Annotated in this window: 16 protein-coding genes and 1 tRNA gene; 5 read left to right on the top strand and 12 right to left on the bottom strand. The window is 47.7% G+C overall.

The annotated features are described in order from the left end of the window. The first annotated feature begins 339 nt into the window (after positions 1 to 339). On the top strand, positions 340 to 1,113 hold the full coding sequence (locus tag ACN0R8_RS01880; RefSeq protein ID WP_417594509.1) for a YciK family oxidoreductase: 774 nt from the start codon (positions 340 to 342) through the stop codon (positions 1,111 to 1,113). A 66-nt stretch (positions 1,114 to 1,179) separates the two neighbouring features. Here the strand turns inward: ACN0R8_RS01880 and ACN0R8_RS01875 are convergent, their stop codons facing one another. From ACN0R8_RS01875 to ACN0R8_RS01865, 3 genes are read right to left on the bottom strand one after another with little or no spacing between them, the layout of a single operon-like run. Then, on the bottom strand, positions 1,180 to 1,839 hold the full coding sequence (locus ACN0R8_RS01875) for an HAD family hydrolase (RefSeq protein WP_417594507.1): 660 nt from the start codon (positions 1,837 to 1,839) through the stop codon (positions 1,180 to 1,182). Positions 1,840 to 1,874: 35 nt separating this feature from the next. Beyond that, a complete protein-coding gene (gene ubiG / locus ACN0R8_RS01870; protein ID WP_417594505.1) occupies positions 1,875 to 2,603 on the bottom strand; it encodes a bifunctional 2-polyprenyl-6-hydroxyphenol methylase/3-demethylubiquinol 3-O-methyltransferase UbiG in 729 nt (242 codons plus the stop codon). Then, positions 2,596 to 3,924: a TRZ/ATZ family hydrolase gene (locus tag ACN0R8_RS01865; protein ID WP_417594503.1), complete on the bottom strand. Its 1,329-nt coding sequence runs from the start codon at positions 3,922 to 3,924 to the stop codon at positions 2,596 to 2,598. Before ACN0R8_RS01865 ends, ubiG begins: the two co-directional genes overlap by 8 nt. Before the next feature lie 172 nt (positions 3,925 to 4,096). On the opposite strand from ACN0R8_RS01865, the gene mtnA reads away from it, so the two are divergent. Next, positions 4,097 to 5,173, top strand: coding sequence for an S-methyl-5-thioribose-1-phosphate isomerase (gene mtnA, locus ACN0R8_RS01860; protein WP_417594501.1), 1,077 nt, complete (start codon positions 4,097 to 4,099; stop codon positions 5,171 to 5,173). 77 nt (positions 5,174 to 5,250) lie between these two features. Here the strand turns inward: mtnA and ACN0R8_RS01855 are convergent, their stop codons facing one another. Both ACN0R8_RS01855 and ACN0R8_RS01850 read right to left on the bottom strand, forming a co-directional pair. Next, on the bottom strand, positions 5,251 to 6,207 hold the full coding sequence (locus ACN0R8_RS01855; RefSeq protein WP_417594499.1) for a chemotaxis protein CheV: 957 nt from the start codon (positions 6,205 to 6,207) through the stop codon (positions 5,251 to 5,253). 14 nt (positions 6,208 to 6,221) lie between these two features. Next, entirely contained in the window at positions 6,222 to 7,436 is a 1,215-nt protein-coding gene (locus ACN0R8_RS01850; RefSeq protein ID WP_417594497.1) for an EAL and HDOD domain-containing protein, read from the bottom strand. A gap of 148 nt (positions 7,437 to 7,584) precedes the next feature. Here ACN0R8_RS01850 and ACN0R8_RS01845 point away from each other — a divergent pair. Further along, a tRNA-Asn gene (locus tag ACN0R8_RS01845) sits at positions 7,585 to 7,660 on the top strand. A gap of 156 nt (positions 7,661 to 7,816) precedes the next feature. Here the strand turns inward: ACN0R8_RS01845 and fabV are convergent. Further along, positions 7,817 to 9,019, bottom strand: coding sequence for an enoyl-ACP reductase FabV (gene fabV / locus ACN0R8_RS01840; RefSeq protein WP_417594496.1), 1,203 nt, complete (start codon positions 9,017 to 9,019; stop codon positions 7,817 to 7,819). A 580-nt stretch (positions 9,020 to 9,599) separates the two neighbouring features. Here fabV and ACN0R8_RS01835 point away from each other — a divergent pair. Next, a complete protein-coding gene (locus ACN0R8_RS01835; RefSeq protein WP_417594494.1) occupies positions 9,600 to 9,980 on the top strand; it encodes a CidA/LrgA family protein in 381 nt (126 codons plus the stop codon). Next, a complete protein-coding gene (locus ACN0R8_RS01830) occupies positions 9,973 to 10,692 on the top strand; it encodes an LrgB family protein (RefSeq protein WP_417594492.1) in 720 nt (239 codons plus the stop codon). The genes ACN0R8_RS01835 and ACN0R8_RS01830 overlap by 8 nt, the downstream gene beginning before the upstream one ends. Here ACN0R8_RS01830 and ACN0R8_RS01825 read toward each other — a convergent pair. From ACN0R8_RS01825 to ACN0R8_RS01800, 6 genes are all read right to left on the bottom strand, one after another. Then, positions 10,655 to 11,578, bottom strand: coding sequence for a DMT family transporter (locus ACN0R8_RS01825; RefSeq protein WP_417594490.1), 924 nt, complete (start codon positions 11,576 to 11,578; stop codon positions 10,655 to 10,657). The genes ACN0R8_RS01830 and ACN0R8_RS01825 overlap by 38 nt on opposite strands. A 194-nt stretch (positions 11,579 to 11,772) precedes the next feature. Further along, positions 11,773 to 13,110 carry a multiheme c-type cytochrome gene (locus ACN0R8_RS01820; protein WP_417594489.1) on the bottom strand — a complete coding sequence of 446 codons (1,338 nt, stop codon included), beginning with the start codon at positions 13,108 to 13,110 and terminating at the stop codon, positions 11,773 to 11,775. 61 nt (positions 13,111 to 13,171) lie between these two features. Further along, on the bottom strand, positions 13,172 to 13,714 hold the full coding sequence (locus ACN0R8_RS01815) for a cytochrome c3 family protein (RefSeq protein WP_417594487.1): 543 nt from the start codon (positions 13,712 to 13,714) through the stop codon (positions 13,172 to 13,174). 272 nt (positions 13,715 to 13,986) lie between these two features. Beyond that, positions 13,987 to 15,015 carry a hypothetical protein gene (locus ACN0R8_RS01810; protein ID WP_417594485.1) on the bottom strand — a complete coding sequence of 343 codons (1,029 nt, stop codon included), beginning with the start codon at positions 15,013 to 15,015 and terminating at the stop codon, positions 13,987 to 13,989. A gap of 100 nt (positions 15,016 to 15,115) precedes the next feature. Further along, complete coding sequence (locus tag ACN0R8_RS01805) at positions 15,116 to 15,697, bottom strand: DUF2889 domain-containing protein (RefSeq protein WP_417594483.1); 582 nt, start codon at positions 15,695 to 15,697, stop codon at positions 15,116 to 15,118. Positions 15,698 to 15,905: 208 nt separating this feature from the next. Next, on the bottom strand, positions 15,906 to 17,213 hold the full coding sequence (locus ACN0R8_RS01800) for an FAD-dependent oxidoreductase (protein ID WP_417594481.1): 1,308 nt from the start codon (positions 17,211 to 17,213) through the stop codon (positions 15,906 to 15,908). Between the last annotated feature and the right edge of the window lie 6 nt (positions 17,214 to 17,219).

The raw sequence follows: 17,219 nt of genomic DNA, 5'->3' as shown, positions 1-17,219 counted from the left end.
TTTGGGATACAATGCGCCGCTTGTTTTTAGACGTGATGTTTTATTTGGTTTGTCTAAATTTGTGTATTCTTTAGGGGAGTGTTGTCGTTATCCCCTTTACTCTGTCCTTTTCAGGCCGATATTATTTGTTCCAACCTTGCTGTTGGTTTTTCAGTCTGGCGACTTCTGTTCCAGGCTGATATCAGGCGGGGCTCAGGCTTTTACCGCTGTCATGCAAGTTCTATGAGCTTTGCTGATGAAGTGCTTCAGACCCTGCACTGTTGTTGATGCTGTTTAAGGATATGAGTCAGCTTTGTTCTGTGGAGCAGGGTAGTATTTAACGTGAGGTTGAGAATTTCTATGTTGTGTGAGTTTGGCTATAAAGCGCCTGAGAACCTGTTAAAAGATCGTATTATTTTAGTTACTGGTGCCAGTGATGGTATTGGTCGTGCGGCAGCTAAAAGTTATGCAGCCCACGGTGCTACCGTTATTCTCGTGGGACGTACGATCAAAAAACTTGAAGAAGTTTATGATGAAATTGAAGAAGCGGGTGGCTCCCAGCCTGCTATTTTTCCGCTTAACTTTGAGACCGCGACCTATAAAGATTATGGTGAAATGGCGGAGTTGCTGCAGAAAGAGTTTGGTCGGATTGATGGCGTTCTGCACAACGCGAGTATTCTTGGCTCACTGACTCCTGTTGAGGCTTATAATCCTCAAATGTGGGAGCAGGTAATGCAGGTTAATTTTAATTCTGCCCTTCTGATGACTCAGTCTTTGCTTTCTCTGATGTATGAGTCAGAAGATGCCAGCCTGATTTTTACGTCTTCAAGTGTTGGTCGTAAAGGACGTGCATTTTGGGGTGCCTATGGCGTTTCCAAGTTCGCGACGGAGGGCCTGATGGAAACCTTGGCTGATGAGCTTGAGAATATATCCGGTATACGTGTTAATAGTCTTAATCCTGGTGCTACCCGAACAGGCATGCGCCAATTAGCATACCCAGGTGAGAATCCGGCAACGCTGCGGACACCTGAAGAGATTATGGGGACATATCTTTATCTTATGGGGCCGGATAGCAAGGGCGTTAATGGTCAGAAGTATGACGCTCAGCCTCCAAAGGTTGATGCGGAAGTCTGATTCGTTAATATCTCTAAAAAAGCGGCTTTCGGGTCGTTTTTTTGTTTGCGATCCTTTCTATGAAACTCAGAACTCAAACAGCTGAGTGATATCTGAACTTTTTTGGATAATATAGTCAGCCTGCCATTCGGAAACACGCTCCGGCTCCTCCAGGTAGCCATAAGCGGCTGCTATGGTTTTCATTCCGGCTGCTTTGCCTGCCTCTATATCCCGAACATGGTCGCCTACGTAAACACACTGAGCAGGTCTGACACCTATTTTCTGACAGGCATGTAGCATGGGACGGGGGTCAGGTTTAGCGATATTCAGGTCATCAGGGCATACGACAACATCAATGATCGAGTTGATCTGCATGGCATCCAGAAGAAGATCGGTATAAAGGCGTGGCTTGTTTGTAACGATTCCCCAAGGCACAGCTTTTGCTCTGAGTAGGGCGGTAAATTCCTCAAGTCCTTCAAACCAAACGGTATGGATGGCTATATTGACCTCATAGAGCTGAAGAAGGCGCTCCCGCAGGTGCCGTTTCTCATCATCCGGGACGGAACCAAAACCATAATCGAGCATAGCATTGGCACCGTTGGAGACATGAAGCCTTATGGCTTCCAAAGGAAGTGCTTGTTTTTTTTCTTCGCTAAGTAACAAGTTCAGGCAGTAGGCAAGGTCGTTGGCTGTATCGAGCAAGGTGCCATCAAGGTCGAAAAGTACGGCTGAAGGGGATTTGATCATAATGAAAACAGGCCGCTGGTGCGGCCTGGATGTCCTTAAATTGTGTCTGAGGGCTTAAAGCACTGGAGCAGATAATTGACTGATACATCATTTGAATTCAGTTTGTAGTGCTTGGTCAATGGGTTGTAGACCATGCCGGTCAGGTCGCCATTTTTAAGACCTGCAGCCCGGGTCCAGTTACCCAGTTCAGACGGGCGAATAAACTTACTGAAGTCGTGGGTGCCTTTGGGGAGCATACGAAGCAGATATTCAGCGCCAACAATGGCAAACAGATAGGCTTTAGGGTTACGGTTAATTGTTGAGAAGAAAACCTGCCCACCGGGCTTAACCAGGCGTGCACATGCGGCAATAACCTTTGCTGGTTCAGGGACATGCTCCAGCATCTCCAAACAGGTTACTACGTCATACTGTTCCGGTTCCTGTTCTGCCAGCTCTTCAGCGGTGATACGGCGATAATTGATTTTCAGGCCGCTCTCCAGCTGGTGTAATTTGGCAACTGAGAGCGGAGCTTCACCCATATCTATCCCGGAAACATCTGCGCCGCGCTGGGCCATGCTTTCGCTGAGAATACCGCCACCACAGCCAACATCCAGTACTTTTTTGCCGGCGAGGTCAGCGCGCTCATCAATGAAATTCAGACGTAATGGGTTAATGTCATGCAGAGGTTTAAACTCACTTTCACGATCCCACCAACGTGAGGCCAAAGCCTCAAACTTTGCGACTTCACTGTAGTCAACATTTTGAGTAGTATTTGACTCAGTCATGGCTGTCTCCTGCACGAATTTTTTCTCCCCACTGACGGGCTTTTTGTTTCAGTTTTTCGATATCTATCTGGGTAAGTATACCATCCCGAACCAACATTTTGCCGTTAACCCATACGTGTTTTACCTTATCCGCCATGCGGGTATAGACCAGCTGTGAGGTAGGGTGATAAACGGGCTGAGTTTCTGGCTGGCTCATATCAATAGCAATGATATCTGCAGCTTTGCCGATCTCCAGACTGCCGGTGATTTTTTCCAGGCCTAAGGCTTCAGCGCCCTTGAGACTCGCCATTTTAATGGCTTCATACGCAGGGACTGATGAGGCATCACCGGAAACGGCTTTGGCAAGCTGGGCTGCGGTTTGCATCTCGCCGAACATATCCAAATCATTGTTACTGGCTGCGCCGTCAGTACCTAGCGCGACAGTGATCCCGGATCTGATAAGTTTATCAACGGGGCAGAAGCCGCTGGCAAGCTTCAGGTTTGATTCCGGACAGTGAATGACTTTGACATTGTGCTGGACCAGAAGGGAAAGGTCTTCATCATTTAGCTGAGTGACGTGTACGGCTTGAAAGTTAGGCCCCAGCAGTCCCAATTTGGAGAGGCGGGCTATTGGCCGTTGGCCGTTTTCTTCGGCTTCAGCTACTTCAAATGCAGTTTCATGGACATGCATTTGAACCGGTATTTGCAGTTCTTCCTGGATTGACGCTATTTTCTTTAACGGCTCATCGGAGACTGTATAGGGTGCGTGGGGGCCAAAGGCGATGGATATCAGTGCATTATGACGCTGAGTTGCATGGACTTCGATCGCTTTGTGGATACCCTCGTCGGCATCTTTTGCCCAGGGCGTTGGGAAATCAAGAATCGGGCAGCAAATTTGAGCTCGCATGCCCAGGTCGCTGGCAGTCTCTGCGGCAACATCGGGATAAAAATACATATCGCTAAAGCAAGTGGTGCCGGATTTAAGCATTTCGGCAATTGCCAGCTGGGTACCGTCACGCACGAATTCAGGGCTGACAAAAGCACCTTCAGCCGGCCAGATGTGTTCTTGTAGCCAGGTCATAAGTGCCAGGTCATCTGCGAGACCGCGAAAGAGACTCATGGCTGCATGACCATGAGCATTAATTAAGCCCGGCATCAGAAGCTGGTCGTCAAGCGTCTGCTCATGTTTTGCCGAGTATCTTTCTCTGGCTTGGTCCGTGGGTAGGATATCCAGAATTTTACCCTGATCGATGGCGATACTGTGGTATTCCAGTACGGACTGGGCTTCGTCAACCGGTACGATCCAGCGAGCATGTAACAGAGAATCAACTTGGCTCGTCATAAGAGAAAATCCTGATAGATAACAAAAACTTCCACACAGTATATGCACTTTTTAATGCGCTGACACTGTCGATTTTTTTGCTCATCGTTATAATAGCCGCCTTGCTTTTATTGCGTTGCCAAACTTTTGCGAAAAGCTTTCGCCATGGGCGGCACTGACACCGGAGTTTTGAATGAGTAGTACCGAAGAGAAGGGTGTAGAGGCGATTATTTGGCAGGATGACCACTTACTGTTATTGGACCAAAGAGCTCTCCCTGAGGAGGAGGTATATCTTTCGTACCATGATTCAGCTGCTGTGGCCTCAGCAATTACTGATATGGTTGTCCGTGGCGCCCCTGCTATTGGTGTGGCTGCAGCTTATGGTGTTGTGTTGGCAGCCAGAGAGTCCTTTGAGGTAAGCCCTGAAAGTTGGAAGGATGCCTTGGAAGAACATATTCAGGTATTGGCTGACTCAAGACCGACGGCAGTGAACCTGTTTTGGGCTCTCGACAAAATGAAAGGTGTTATTGATGGGCTTGACCCGGAAACATCGCCTCAGGGTGCATTGCTGAAAGTCGCTATTGAGATTCATGAGTCAGATGTGGCCGCTAACCGCACAATGGGGGAGTTTGGTGCTGACCTGATTGCAGAGACTCATGATGCAGGGCGCTCTGTGATGACGCACTGTAATACTGGGGCGCTTGCAACGGGTGGTTTTGGAACGGCATTAGGTGTTATCCGTACTGCTTTTGAGAAAGGTTTGATTGATCATGTACATGCGGATGAGACCCGGCCTTGGTTTCAGGGTGCTCGTTTAACAGCATGGGAGCTCATGCGGGAAGAAATCCCTGTATCACTTAATGTTGAAGGTGCTGCGGCTCATATTATGAAAACCCAGGATGTATCCTGGGTCATCGTTGGTGCGGATCGTATTACAGCTAACGGTGATGTTGCTAATAAGATAGGAACTTATAATCTCGCAGTATTAGCGCTGCATCATGGTGTTCGCTTTATGGTTGTAGCACCCACAAGCACTATCGATATGAGCCTGGAACATGGTGATGATATTCCTATCGAAGAGCGAGGGCGCGAAGAAATTGTAAATGTAAAGGGACACCAAATTGCACCTGAAAATGTAGAGGCGTTTAATCCTGTCTTTGACGTAACACCTGCCGATCTTATCGATGTAATCGTGACGGAGAGAGGGGTCGTTGAGAGGCCTACCGTTGAAAAAATGAAGTTACTTATGAGTAATGATCGCCTGCATTAATGTCAGCGCTATCCTTGGTGAAGGCAAAAAACCTGCTCAGATGAACAGGTTTTTGTTTGATGGTCTGGAAATTTTAATCAGGCAGCGCTGGACGGCTTTAGGCGCTCCAGCACGGCATTGGCTAATTCATTGGCATCAAATTTAGCAATAAAATCATCGGCTCCAACTTTTTCTACCATGGCTTTATTGAAAACACCGCTGAGAGAAGTATGGAGTAGTGTGTAGAGGTCTTTCATGTCCGGATTTTCTTTAACCCGGCGGGTCAGTGTATAGCCGTCCATTTCCGGCATCTCGATATCGGAAATCATCATCAGGTATTCATCATTGGGATGTCTGCCTGAAACTGTGATTTCTTCGAGATGCTGATATGCTTCCAGGCCATTTTTCAGCAGTGTGCAGGTAAAGCCTACAGCCTCCAGGCAGCGTTTTATCTGATTGCGGGCGACGACAGAGTCATCAACAACCAAAACATTTTTATTCGGTGCTGTGCCTTCTTCGCTCTGCTTTTCATAAGCAGAGTCCAGTGCTTCTGTTAAAGGGTTGTTCACTGTTTCATTGAAAGGCATGATCTCAGCGATAATTTTCTCAACATCTATGATTTCGATAATTTCGTCACCATATTTGGAAATAGCTGTCAGATAATGCTCTTTGCCAACGCTTCTTGGTGGTGGGTGAATCTCACTCCACTCAATATTAATAATGTGTTCAACTTTATGTACCAGAAAGCCCTGCATCTTGCGATTGTATTCCGCAACAATGACACTATTTCCGCGGACTTTAACGGATGAGCCATGGCCTATCGCCAGCTTGAGATCCAGAATAGGCAGAGGGCCATCCATTGTATTGGCAACGCCTAGAGCTATAGGATGGCGATGAGGCATCTCATTTAATGCGGGGCAGGTGATGATCTTTTTCACCTTGAACACATTAATGCCGTAAAGTTGTTTGTCTTCCAGACGGAACAGCAGAAGTTCCAGACGGTTTTCTCCGGCCAGCTGGGTCCTTTGATTTACCGTGTTCAGAAGTTTACTCATAATTTTAAAAACTCCTATGACTCTGCTGTAGAGGTGAGTCCCTCCTGCAGAGTGGTTGCCCATCGGCTTGCTTCCAGGTAGGCCGAATGTGCGAGATCCTTATCGAACTGGCTATCCTCGATTTTCTGCCAGTCCACATGTTCATAATAGATGGCACATTGCAGGGCTGCACCTGTTCTTCCTTCAAAATTTAGCACGGCATCTTTAATGGCAGCACTGAGAGGAAGCTCCGGCAGAATAGTATCCATCGGAATATCCAGCAGAACATCCAGTAGGGAAATCAATCCTGCATTGAAAAAGATAGACTCATTGGGCCAGCCATGCGACTTAGCCAGAAGTTCACACATTCTGGCCCGGGTCAGGGCCAGATAAAAGAGATCTGGTGAGCGGGTTGTCGATTCAGACAGCGCGATAACCAGACTGATACTACGTAGAGAGTTTAGCCCTAAGTAGATAAGAGCCTCTTTAATATTACTGATTTTACGATTAAAGTTATAATACGCAGAATTAATGAATCTTAACAGTTTATAATAAAGCTGTAAGTCCTGAACAATAAGATTCTCAAGGTCTTCCAGTGAAACATTGACATCACCCAGGAGATTTAGGATTTCCAGGGCGATAAGCTTGTTACTTGGAAATTGCTTTATATCCGTGGTTTCCGGTTTCGGCAGATAACGCCCCTGGATACTGTTGATCCCCTGCTCCCGGAGCTGGGTATAGAGCTTCTCGCTATCTACTTCAGAGGCTATACAGCGCCAGCTTCCGTCAACCTGGAGATTCAGGTTGCGTCTCAGATAGTGTTCGCTGGGAGCCCGGATAAAGCTGATGCTACTGAGTAATTCATCAGAAAGGTCTGGCAGATCACCATGGTTAATCGATAGGCCAAAGTGCGCACCTCTTTTTTTCAGGCCCTTGATCAGAAATGGATCAACGCGTATTGCCTGGCGGGACTCCAGCATGAGCCAGAACTGATTCATGGGAAAGCGCAGCTCACTGTATATAAGTCTTACTGCTTCGGCATCCGCAAGTAATAGTGCCGGCCGATGATTCAGAAGATCGTGAATTCTGGGATCTGTGAGGGTGGCTGAGATAATTTCTGGTAAGGCAGGTTGATATTGTCCTGTGCCCCCAACCATAAGCTCATATGCGATAACATTAAATTCTGAGTCGCATACGGGAATACGTGCGAAGGGAGTTTCTGATCTTATTTTCACGCTAAAATCTGCCATTAAGTCCACTTTGGTATCATCTTACTAGGATTGCGCTCTATTACTATGGTAGCTGTGTAAACAATATGATCTGAGTACAAAAAAAATCAAGAAATAGTGTTGACTGAGGAAATATAGCGTCTATAATATGCGCCATCTCTTCGAGAGATCCCTGATAGCTCAGTTGGTAGAGCAGTAGACTGTTAATCTATTGGTCGCAGGTTCGAGTCCTGCTCGGGGAGCCAAATTTGAAAAACCCGCTTTTACGAAAGCGGGTTTTTTTATGCCTGCTATTTAACGAAGTCAGTTGAGGTTCCGAAAAATAAAAAGCCTCTCTGGTCGTGCCAAAAATGGAGGATACCAGAGAGGCTTATCGGGAACCGTTCTGTTATTGCATGCAGTTACAGCTCGATAGGTTGGAAGTCTACCAGAGGGCTTACATCTGCTTCATAGTCAACGCCGTCGAGACCAAAACCAAACAGCTTTAGGAACTCGTCCTTGTACAGCTGGTAGTCCGTCACATCAAACAGGTTCTCAGTGGTTACTTGAGGCCATAGTTTGCGGCACTCTTCCTGAACTTCTTCTTTCAGTTCCCAGTCATCCAGGCGTAGGCGGTTGGTGTCGTCCGTTGCCGGTGCTGAGTTCCCTTCTTTGAACAGCTGGGTGCTGAACATGCGATAAATCTGTTGCATGCAGCCTTCGTGCAGACCCTGTTCGCGCATAATGCGGAACACCATCGCCAGATACAGAGGCATAACTGGAATAGCCGAAGAAGCCTGAGTTACAACGGACTTGAGAACCGCAACATTTGCACTGCCGCCTTTCTTGCCTAGTTTGCTATTCAGCTCTGTCGCGGCACGATCCAGATCTTCTTTTGCTTTACCCAGTGCGCCGTGCCAGTAGATCGGCCAGGTAATATCTGTGCCGATGTAGGAATACGCAACGGTTCTACAGCCTTCAGCCAGAACACCGGCATCGTTCAGAGCGTTGATCCACAGTTCCCAGTCTTCGCCGCCCATTACCGTTATGGTATCAGCAACTTCCTGCTCAGTTGCTGGCCCGATCTCTGCTTCGGTGATCACATCTTTGTTGGTGTCGATCGCCGTTGAGCGGTATGGCTGGCCAATGGGTTTCAAGCTGGAGCGGATCACTTCACCGGTATCAGGCAGTTTACGAACTGGCGATGCCAGTGAGTAAACAACCATATCGATATCACCCAGATCTTCTTTGATCAGCTCGATAACTTTAGCGCGAGCCTCGTGAGAGAAGGCATCACCGTTGATGCTTTTGGCATACAAACCCGCTTCATTAGCTGCTTTGTCAAATGCTGCAGCGTTGTACCAGCCTGCTGTGCCTGTTTTCTTCTCTGTTGGTGGCTTTTCAAAGAAAACACCGATGGTAGATGCATTGGAGCCAAAAGCTGCTGCAATACGGGAAGACAGGCCGTAACCACTTGAAGAACCGATCACCAGAACGCGCTTAGGTCCGTTTTTGATTGAGCCTTGTGCTTTTGTGAACTCGATCTGTTCACGCACATTAGCTTCACATCCTGTCGGGTGGGTTGTTGTACAAATAAAACCGCGAATTTTTGGCTTAATAATCATAATTCGTCTGCGTTGTTAATCTCTTCGGGTGGAGCAGGCGACGGTAAGTGCACCGATGCCCAGTTGAGGCAATGATACCTTACTCTTATTCGAAGGTCTTGTGCTGCGGAGGTGAATTAACTGTTTGATTAGGCAGCCTTTGCAACGTTTCTTTTCTTCTGTTGAATTTGTGTACAGGATCGGCAGAACTCAAGGTAGCGCCCCTCAAGCGGCAGGTAAAACACGGACCTTGGTAAACGCCTGAAGCAAGCTTTGCAGGTATAGCCCGAAAAATGACCATTGTAGTAGGACTGCTGTTTCATTATTTCCTCCTGTGCAAGCAGATGAGGAGTTTCAGGCCGAAGTTGAAAAAATTCTGGAGACCCTAAAAAAGCGCTGTGCGTTTTAAACGCTGTTTTGGCCTTAATGTATCTGGTCTGAAACATGAGTTTGAAACTGAATTTAAGCTCTATTGTTGAACTTCTTTATGACGCTGGTATTAAGCTTTGCATTTGGGTGATTTTTACCTTTGATCTATATCATTTGGCAGGTTGTGAAGGCATTATGCCAAAACGTAATTTCAAACGGATGTATGGTTGCTATGCTATTCGGCTTTCTGGTTTTACTTTTTTGTCAGTTCCTTGGTGAACTGACGGTTCGCTATTTGGACTGGCCTTTTCCCGGGCCTGTGGTGGGGATGGTGCTCTTACTGATTGGTCTCATTATTAATGGTGGTGTGCCGCAAGGGGTGCGCCAGGCCAGTGAAGGCCTTTTGACCTATCTGGCGCTGTTGTTTGTTCCGGCGGGCGTTGGGCTTATGGTGCACTACCGCCTGATTGCTGCTGACGGTTTGGTGATTGCGACGGCTCTGGTGTTAAGTACGGCGGTGACTTTGTTAGTTACCGGCGTTCTGCTGAATAAGCTTGCTGCCCGCTATATCGATTCATCTGATCCGGAAAAGAAAGGGGGGCAGCATGGATGATCTGAGTACACTATGGGTTTACCTTTCTGCCAGCCCTATCATGAGTATTATGGTGACTCTGGCAGCTTTTCTTGTCGCAAGCCAGATTAATCGCTTGGCTGGAGGCAGTGCATTTTTGCACCCTGTGATTGTTGCCATCGCGATTATTGTGGCCTTCCTGACACTGATTGATATGAACTATCAACAGTACTTTGAAGGTGCTCAGTTTATCCATTTTCTGCTGGGGCCTGCGACAGTGGCTTTGGCTGTACCGCTTTATGATCATCTCGAGCGGGTAAAGCAGATGTTCTGGCCGTTGATCATCGCCTGTATTTCCGGGATTATTACAGCGGCGGTTTCTACTATCGCTATTGTTGTTGGGATGGGAGGGAGCCGGGAGACCGTGCTGTCTTTGACACCGAAATCGGTAACATCACCTATCGCGATGGGGATTGCTGAAAAAATTGGAGGTTATCCCTCTTTAACAGCTGGACTTGTGCTGGTAACCGGCGCCATTGGCTGTGTGATAGGGCCTTTGTTATTTAAAGCTCTGAAGATTAATGATCACAGTGTACAGGGCTTTACCATGGGGCTTGCAGCCCATGGTTTTGGTACAGCTCAAAGCTTTGCCGTCAGTTCTGTTGCAGGCGCTTTTGCCGGACTCGCGATGGGGCTGACCGGCATGTTAAGTGCTTTCATCCTACCTCTGGTGGTACGTTTTCTTGGGGTGTAGATCGCGTAGATGCTATTTTTTTGTCGGGCATTTGACTGAGGGCAAGCCCTGCAATTACCAGAAAACTTGCAATGATTTGTCCTTGAGTAAAACGCTCATCCAGAATCAGAAACGCCATAATGACAGTAAAAACCGGAATCAGGTTGGTGTAAGCGCTGGCATGTGTGGCCTGTATCTGTTGAACCGACCAGTTATAGAGTCCGTAAGCACCGAGAGTAATCAGGGCTCCCAGATAAAGAATAGAGAGGATGCCTTCCTGATGAAATACCAGCTCACCCTCAACGGATAATGCCATAGGCAGGAAAAATACTGTGCCAAAAAAGGATTGGAATGCGGTAATAAACCAAGCGCTATAGCGATCAGAGAGTTTCTTAAGGATGAGCGTATAAACCGCAGCACAGATCATCGCCATTAACTCCATCAGATTACCGAAGACAGGGCGTGGTGCACTGACGTCGGCCTGACTACTGGTACTTAAAAGAATTGCTCCCGCAATGGCGAGAGCAAATCCCAGCATCATCCAACGATTAACGTTTTCCTTCAGCCAGAACGCCGCTCCAATGGCCACAAGCATAGGCAGGAGGGCCGTGATCATACCCGCCTGAGACGCACTGGTATTTTCAAGGGCGAGGCTCTCAAAAATGAAATACAGGCCAGGTTCTGCAAAAGCCAATGCCAGTAACCAAAGTTTATCTTTATGGGGAATATGTTTAGGTTTGAGTAGCTTCCAGAAAGGTAAAAAGCAGATTGCGGCGACCAGCATACGGCCAAAGATCACCCATTCTGGCGGATACCACTGAAAGGCGTATTTAAGAGCAATAAAAGAGCTGGCCCAGAGTAGCATTGCTAACAGGAGGGCGAGGGTTGCCATATAGCGTGGAGCCATTATTTTTCTCGCTGCAAACAGAAAGTAAAGAAAGATAGGGTCGGCGGTAAGATTAGGCCTGGTTGATATTGCTGTCCAGTGAGAAAATGATCAGCTGAATAGAATGTCTGAGAATTAAAATTCAGAATGTAAAGAAGCCCCTGCAAGTGCAGAGGCTTCCGGTATTGCGCAGGTCTGAAGCATTAAGTATTCATTTAGTCTTCAATTTTACCTGTTTCAAGACGCTTTTTATAAATTGCCTCTAGCTTATAGAGGTCCTGTTGCAGCTCAAAGAAACCGTGCCAGTGGGCATAATCAGGTGCTCCCATCATAGCACCATGACGTGCGCGACGACCTTCGTGATGCCACAGATGATAGAAGGTGATCTGGAACTCGTCCGTCCATTGATTTTCTTTCAATAAACCCTTGGCCTTCAGCTCATCCAGCATTTTTTTAGCAGGGGCAAAGTATTCGACATTGTAAAGCTTGACGGCTTTGTCGCCCTGTTTAAAGAAGCCTTCAGTATGACGTGAACTGTGGCAGGAGCTGCAGACCTGCTCCATCTTTTTACGGCCTTCAACGCCGTTACCCAGCAAAGGACTCAACACATCATCGGAGTTACGAACCTCGGATTTTTTTGCCCATAGGTTCCAGTACAGCCGTTCGGTGATATTGTGAGTCGTGCTGAGTTCACCGATACCACTCATATGGCAGGTTGCGCAGGTTGGTGCACGGTAGTCTCCTGGTTCCCATCCATCCGGTGGCGAGTCCCACTTCCAGTTGTTGCCATCAGCGTTGAAGATATGGCCATGCTTACTGTTATTGAAAACTTCAATATCCGGATGGTCCGGGCCAAGGTGACATGATGCACAGGCTGCGGGTTTACGCGCTTCGGCAATAGAGAATTTATGACGGGTATGACAGGCCGCGCAGTTGCCGGTGGCACCGTCAGGATAGATGTTGCCCATGCCGGCGTTTGGCCAGGTTGTTGGGTCCGGATGGCCGTCCTTATCCAGTTTGATTTCGGTTCCGTGACATTGGATACAACCTGTTTCATTAGGTGCGTTACCCAGCTCTTCGTTACTTCGCCCCTCGTGAACCCTTACCAGTGCATGCAAGCTGTCTTTCGGGATGATCTGATGGTGAGCGCGGAAGTGGCCGCTTTGATTAAACTGCTCCTGCTCTTTCGGGTGACAGCGACCGCAGGTAGCGGGGGAAACCAAAGGGGTAATGTAGACGTTTTTCAATTCGCCTTTGTTATGCAGTTGGGCATCAGGCTGCCCCTCCCTAGCCGCGTGGCAATCATAGCAGCCGACACTGACATGGCTATGGCGGCTGTCTTTCCAATCGGCAACAATACCGGGCTGTTCTTTTTGGTGACAACTGACGCAGCTTTTATCGACTTCGCTCAGGCCACGCTTAAAGCTGATGGTTTGCACCTGGCTCATATCGATACTCTTGTTTGACTCAGCCGCTACTCCTGTGTGACTGAATGTCAGCAGGCATAGTGCCAGCAACAACAGTATTGGGCGATAGATCTCTCTTATGGTCATGGTAAACCTCATCATCCTTTGGGTCTGCTTATCGTAAGACGGTTATTAATTGTGTTATTTATTATTTTTTTATGGCTGCTTCATATGGGCTAAAATGCGCTTTGAGCCTGTGCTCCAGGTTTTTATGGCCAACAGAATGGCAATCAATACAGCTTTTTTCAGTGGCACCCAGAAAATAAGGCTTATGGGCAACAAACTGTTTATTCATGCGTTCAGAGCCGCTTTTTAGATTGTTGTGGCACTTCAGACAGCCGGAGTCATAGACATATTCATTCGCCCGGCTCCGTTTGGCATACCAGTCCACATCATCAGCACCCAATACAAACTCTTTCCAGACATCCCAAGCGCCACTTTTGGCTTTGACATAAAGATAGGAGATGTAGTTGTCCTGAGGCAGATGACAATCGGAACAAAGTGCCTGAATACCTTTTGTGGATGCCCCGCCGTGGACGTCATCAAGAAAGGAGGCCTGCATCGGCTTCATGCTGTGGCAACTACCGCAGAAAGCCTGATCGGATGTGGCGTGCAGCGCGTAGTCGGTACCTATCCAGCTGATAACTGAGAAAAGCCCTAAAGCTGAACCGATTAAAATGACAGTGAGCAATCCTTTTTTTATTCTTGATTTCCGTTGTATCAATTCTCTACTCCCTGTGTGGATATTTATTGCAAGGGTAGCCTAACTTATTGTTATATGCACACTATAAGTATGGATTAACTCATGCCTTTTTTGTTAGCAAATAGTAACGTCTAATATACTGATTGATATTTTGTACAGAAACAACAAACGCACATTTATAATGTGGGTTTGTTGCTTCAGGGAAGAGGCTTTATATAAGTAAAAATTAATAATACTAGGGGAGTGGGTAATAAAATATATTAACGGCCAAGTAGGGCGATGCCCTGTTTGTAGCCTAGGCCACCGTTACCATGCACCAAGGCATCCTGTTTGGTGTTCTGAAGTGATTCGCAGACAGCAATCAGGCCATTCAGAGCTGGGTTGTTCCATGGCGCTCGTGCCAGATTCATGCCTCCTGTACAGGTCAGTGGCTTCTGGTTCAGCCATTGCATGAGTGCATCTTCAGACTGGATAGAACCGGCAACCATTAGCAGAGCCAGAGGGACAACTGGGTAGCAGGTATAGGCTTCCGTTAGCGTTTCTGGATTTTTTAACAGTTTCGATACATTCATGCCGGATTGAATTTCCGCATAATGCACGGCTTTTTCAAGGGCATGATAATGGGCCAGCTCACGGGCATACTCCGGGCCATCATGTTCAGCAATACCGATACCAACACCCTTAATAGCAACAGGCTCTATTTGAGGGAGCAGGTCTGAACCCTGATGGCTGACGACCAATAGTCCTTCGAAGTCGACCACGGGATTGGCGCAATCAACACCCCGAAATAATTCTGTCAGAGGCTGATACCAGGACTCAGCAGGAAGCTTTAGCTTTTGCTGTTCTCCCGTTTGCTTCAGGTTCTCAAAAATAGCATTTCTGAGCCGGATAAACCCTGCTTGCGTGAGCCCTTGTTGCTCACAAAAGTGCCGGGCAAGCAGGGTGTAGGCTTCTGGCATCGAAAGCTCAGAATAGATCGACATTTTTTCATGGCGCTCTGCCTGGGAGTAATCGCTTTTGATAAAGTCTTTACCGTGGATTGCGACCAGGTCTGCATCTCCGTCCTGAATGAGTCGATTGGCGACAGATAAAGCCTCCAGAGGGCCGCAACCACTCCGGAAATGATGATGCTCAACGGGGCTGTTCCAGGGTATTTTAAGACTATCAATGGTAAGCGTTATGCAGCGTTTGCCCAGGGATTTGGCATCCTGAATCAATCGGGTTACGGCTTGCAGGTCGCCTTGCTGATTCAATGAGCGGGCAGCTGCAATAATAATACTGTCGGCCATAGTGAACTCCGTTGTTTTTGTTATAGATAGCTACTGGCAGACAGTCTATTCTGCTTTGCCTGAGAATACCTGTGCCGTGGCTTAGTATTGTGAGAATAATTTAGACACTGGTTTCTTCATCTGACTCAGGCTGGTCGTTATCTGCCTGATAGTGGTCAGGCCAAAGGCGCTGCGTTACCGGGCTGTTCTGTGCCAGAGCGTGGCAGGTATTGATGATGGCTGGTGGTTGATTGCTTTGCTGTTCCTGTTTTTTCAGCTCTTCATAGAGTGCCTGAAATGCGGTTGTGGCCATAGGGCCCAATAGTTCCGTGTGATGGGTACAGCCACCGGCTTTGCCCAGTAAGGCTCTGACTTTCTTAGTCCAGCCTGGGCCGATATTCAAGCCTTTCAGTGCGTTATAAGCTCCGGTTATGTTGGGGCAGATTAAAAAGGGGGCATGTTCCGTGCTGGCTTCAGCATTATGGATGGTGAGTTGAGTGTCCAGCGTCAGGCGTAGCCACATCTCATGTAGGGGCTCTCCCGGAGGGATGCTGCCCCCTCGGTCTTCGTTAGGGATCGGCAGCGTTTTGATATCTGTCATATGGCCTTCGATATCCCAGAGACCATCATCACGCTTAAAAGCATTACAGGTTACGGTTCGGGTATGGATCAGTTGGCGGCGAGTAGCAGTTGAGAGAGGCATGAAGAGTAACCTGATGAATGTGAAGTGATTTTATATTATCCGGCTGCAATGCCTGTAGCCTGTTATCCGTAATTAAAAGTTGCTCAAAACAAGAGGTCGTCTTTAAGATGGACAAATCATCAGGCCAGAAGACGGTGTTGACTGAAGAGCATACTAGCTGCAGTAGTGAGGCTGCTCCTCTTTAGTCCTGGCTGGATAATAAGCCGGTCTAGCGGACAAGACTAATCATGTCTGCGGTTGAGATGAATTTCTCGCGTGGCTTTTCACCCTGTGCTGCTGACTGCTCGGCATTGTCGATTATTTTCCAGTCAGCATAACTCAGTACCTGAAGCTGATGATCCTTAATAAACTGATCCATCGCTTTTCGTCCTGGCTTGCCTGACGGAATAACGCCATTATCCAGATCATTGAGGATGCGCTTGCTGATCTCAAGGGCGTCAGCGCGATTCGTCGGAATAACACCTGTTGGTCCCCGGCGGCACCAGCCCGTGACATAAACACCGTTTTCAACCAGTCCAGACTCGTGAATCAGGCGGCCGTTGCTGTCATCAAAAGGAACGCCTGTGATCGGGTCGCTGCGATAGCCGATGGCACTGATCAAAGTGTTGACTGGAACAGACAGGTTTTTCTCCGACTTACCTGGGGACGTCTGTTTTAGATTGAGACAAGACACCTTGCCGCCTACACCCTGAATGCTTAATGGACTCAGATTAAACAGAAAGTGAATTCTGGTTTTTTCCGATAAGTCAGGTGTTACATTTTGGGTAAACTCCCTGAACAGATCAAGGTTCATCTGTTTGGCACGGGCCTCCCTCTGTTCCAGGTCGGCCGAGGGTGATTCAGGTATGTCACAGCTTTCGATCAGAGGGATTGCATTTGACAGATCTTTAAGTTCAGCAAGTTCCGGCGGTGTGAATTTTGCCTGTTCAGGCGAGCCTCGGCCAATCAGGAAGATATCCCGAATATCACTTTGATTTATCGCTTCCATTGCGGATTGGCAGATGTCTGTATTTACTTTCTCTTCAGGTGTTTTTGCTAAAAGCCTTGCAATATCAAGGGCAACATTACCGTGTCCGATAATCGCAACTGATGGCCCTAATAGTGTTGGGGGGGGCTGGTGGCTATCTGGATGGCCGTTGTACCAACCCACAAAATGGCTGGAACCATAGATCCCTGATAGTTCTTCTCCGGCAATATCCAATGTCCTGTCCCGGGATGCTCCGGTCGCAAAAATAATCAGATCGTAAAACTGTTTAAGTGTTTCGTAGCTTATATCCTTACCAACGGTGAGGTTTGCCAGAACCCGGATATTTGGCTTTTCCAGAGTGCGCTCGAACTGGCGAGTGACATTTTTTGTACCCTGATGGTCCGGTGCAACACCTGCTCGAACAAGGCCAAACAGTGATGGAAGGCGTTCGATGATGTCGATCTGACAGTCATCTATTTTACGACTGAGCAGCTCAGCCATGAAGCAACCAGCGGGTCCGCTACCAACAATAGCAATCTGTAATGACATAAAAAT

The organism is Oceanospirillum sp., from assembly GCF_048265165.1.
Lineage (GTDB): Bacteria > Pseudomonadota > Gammaproteobacteria > Pseudomonadales > Halomonadaceae > Oceanospirillum.
The sequence above is the reverse complement of the archived record's forward strand: the minus strand, read 5'-3'. Positions and strand labels throughout refer to the sequence as shown.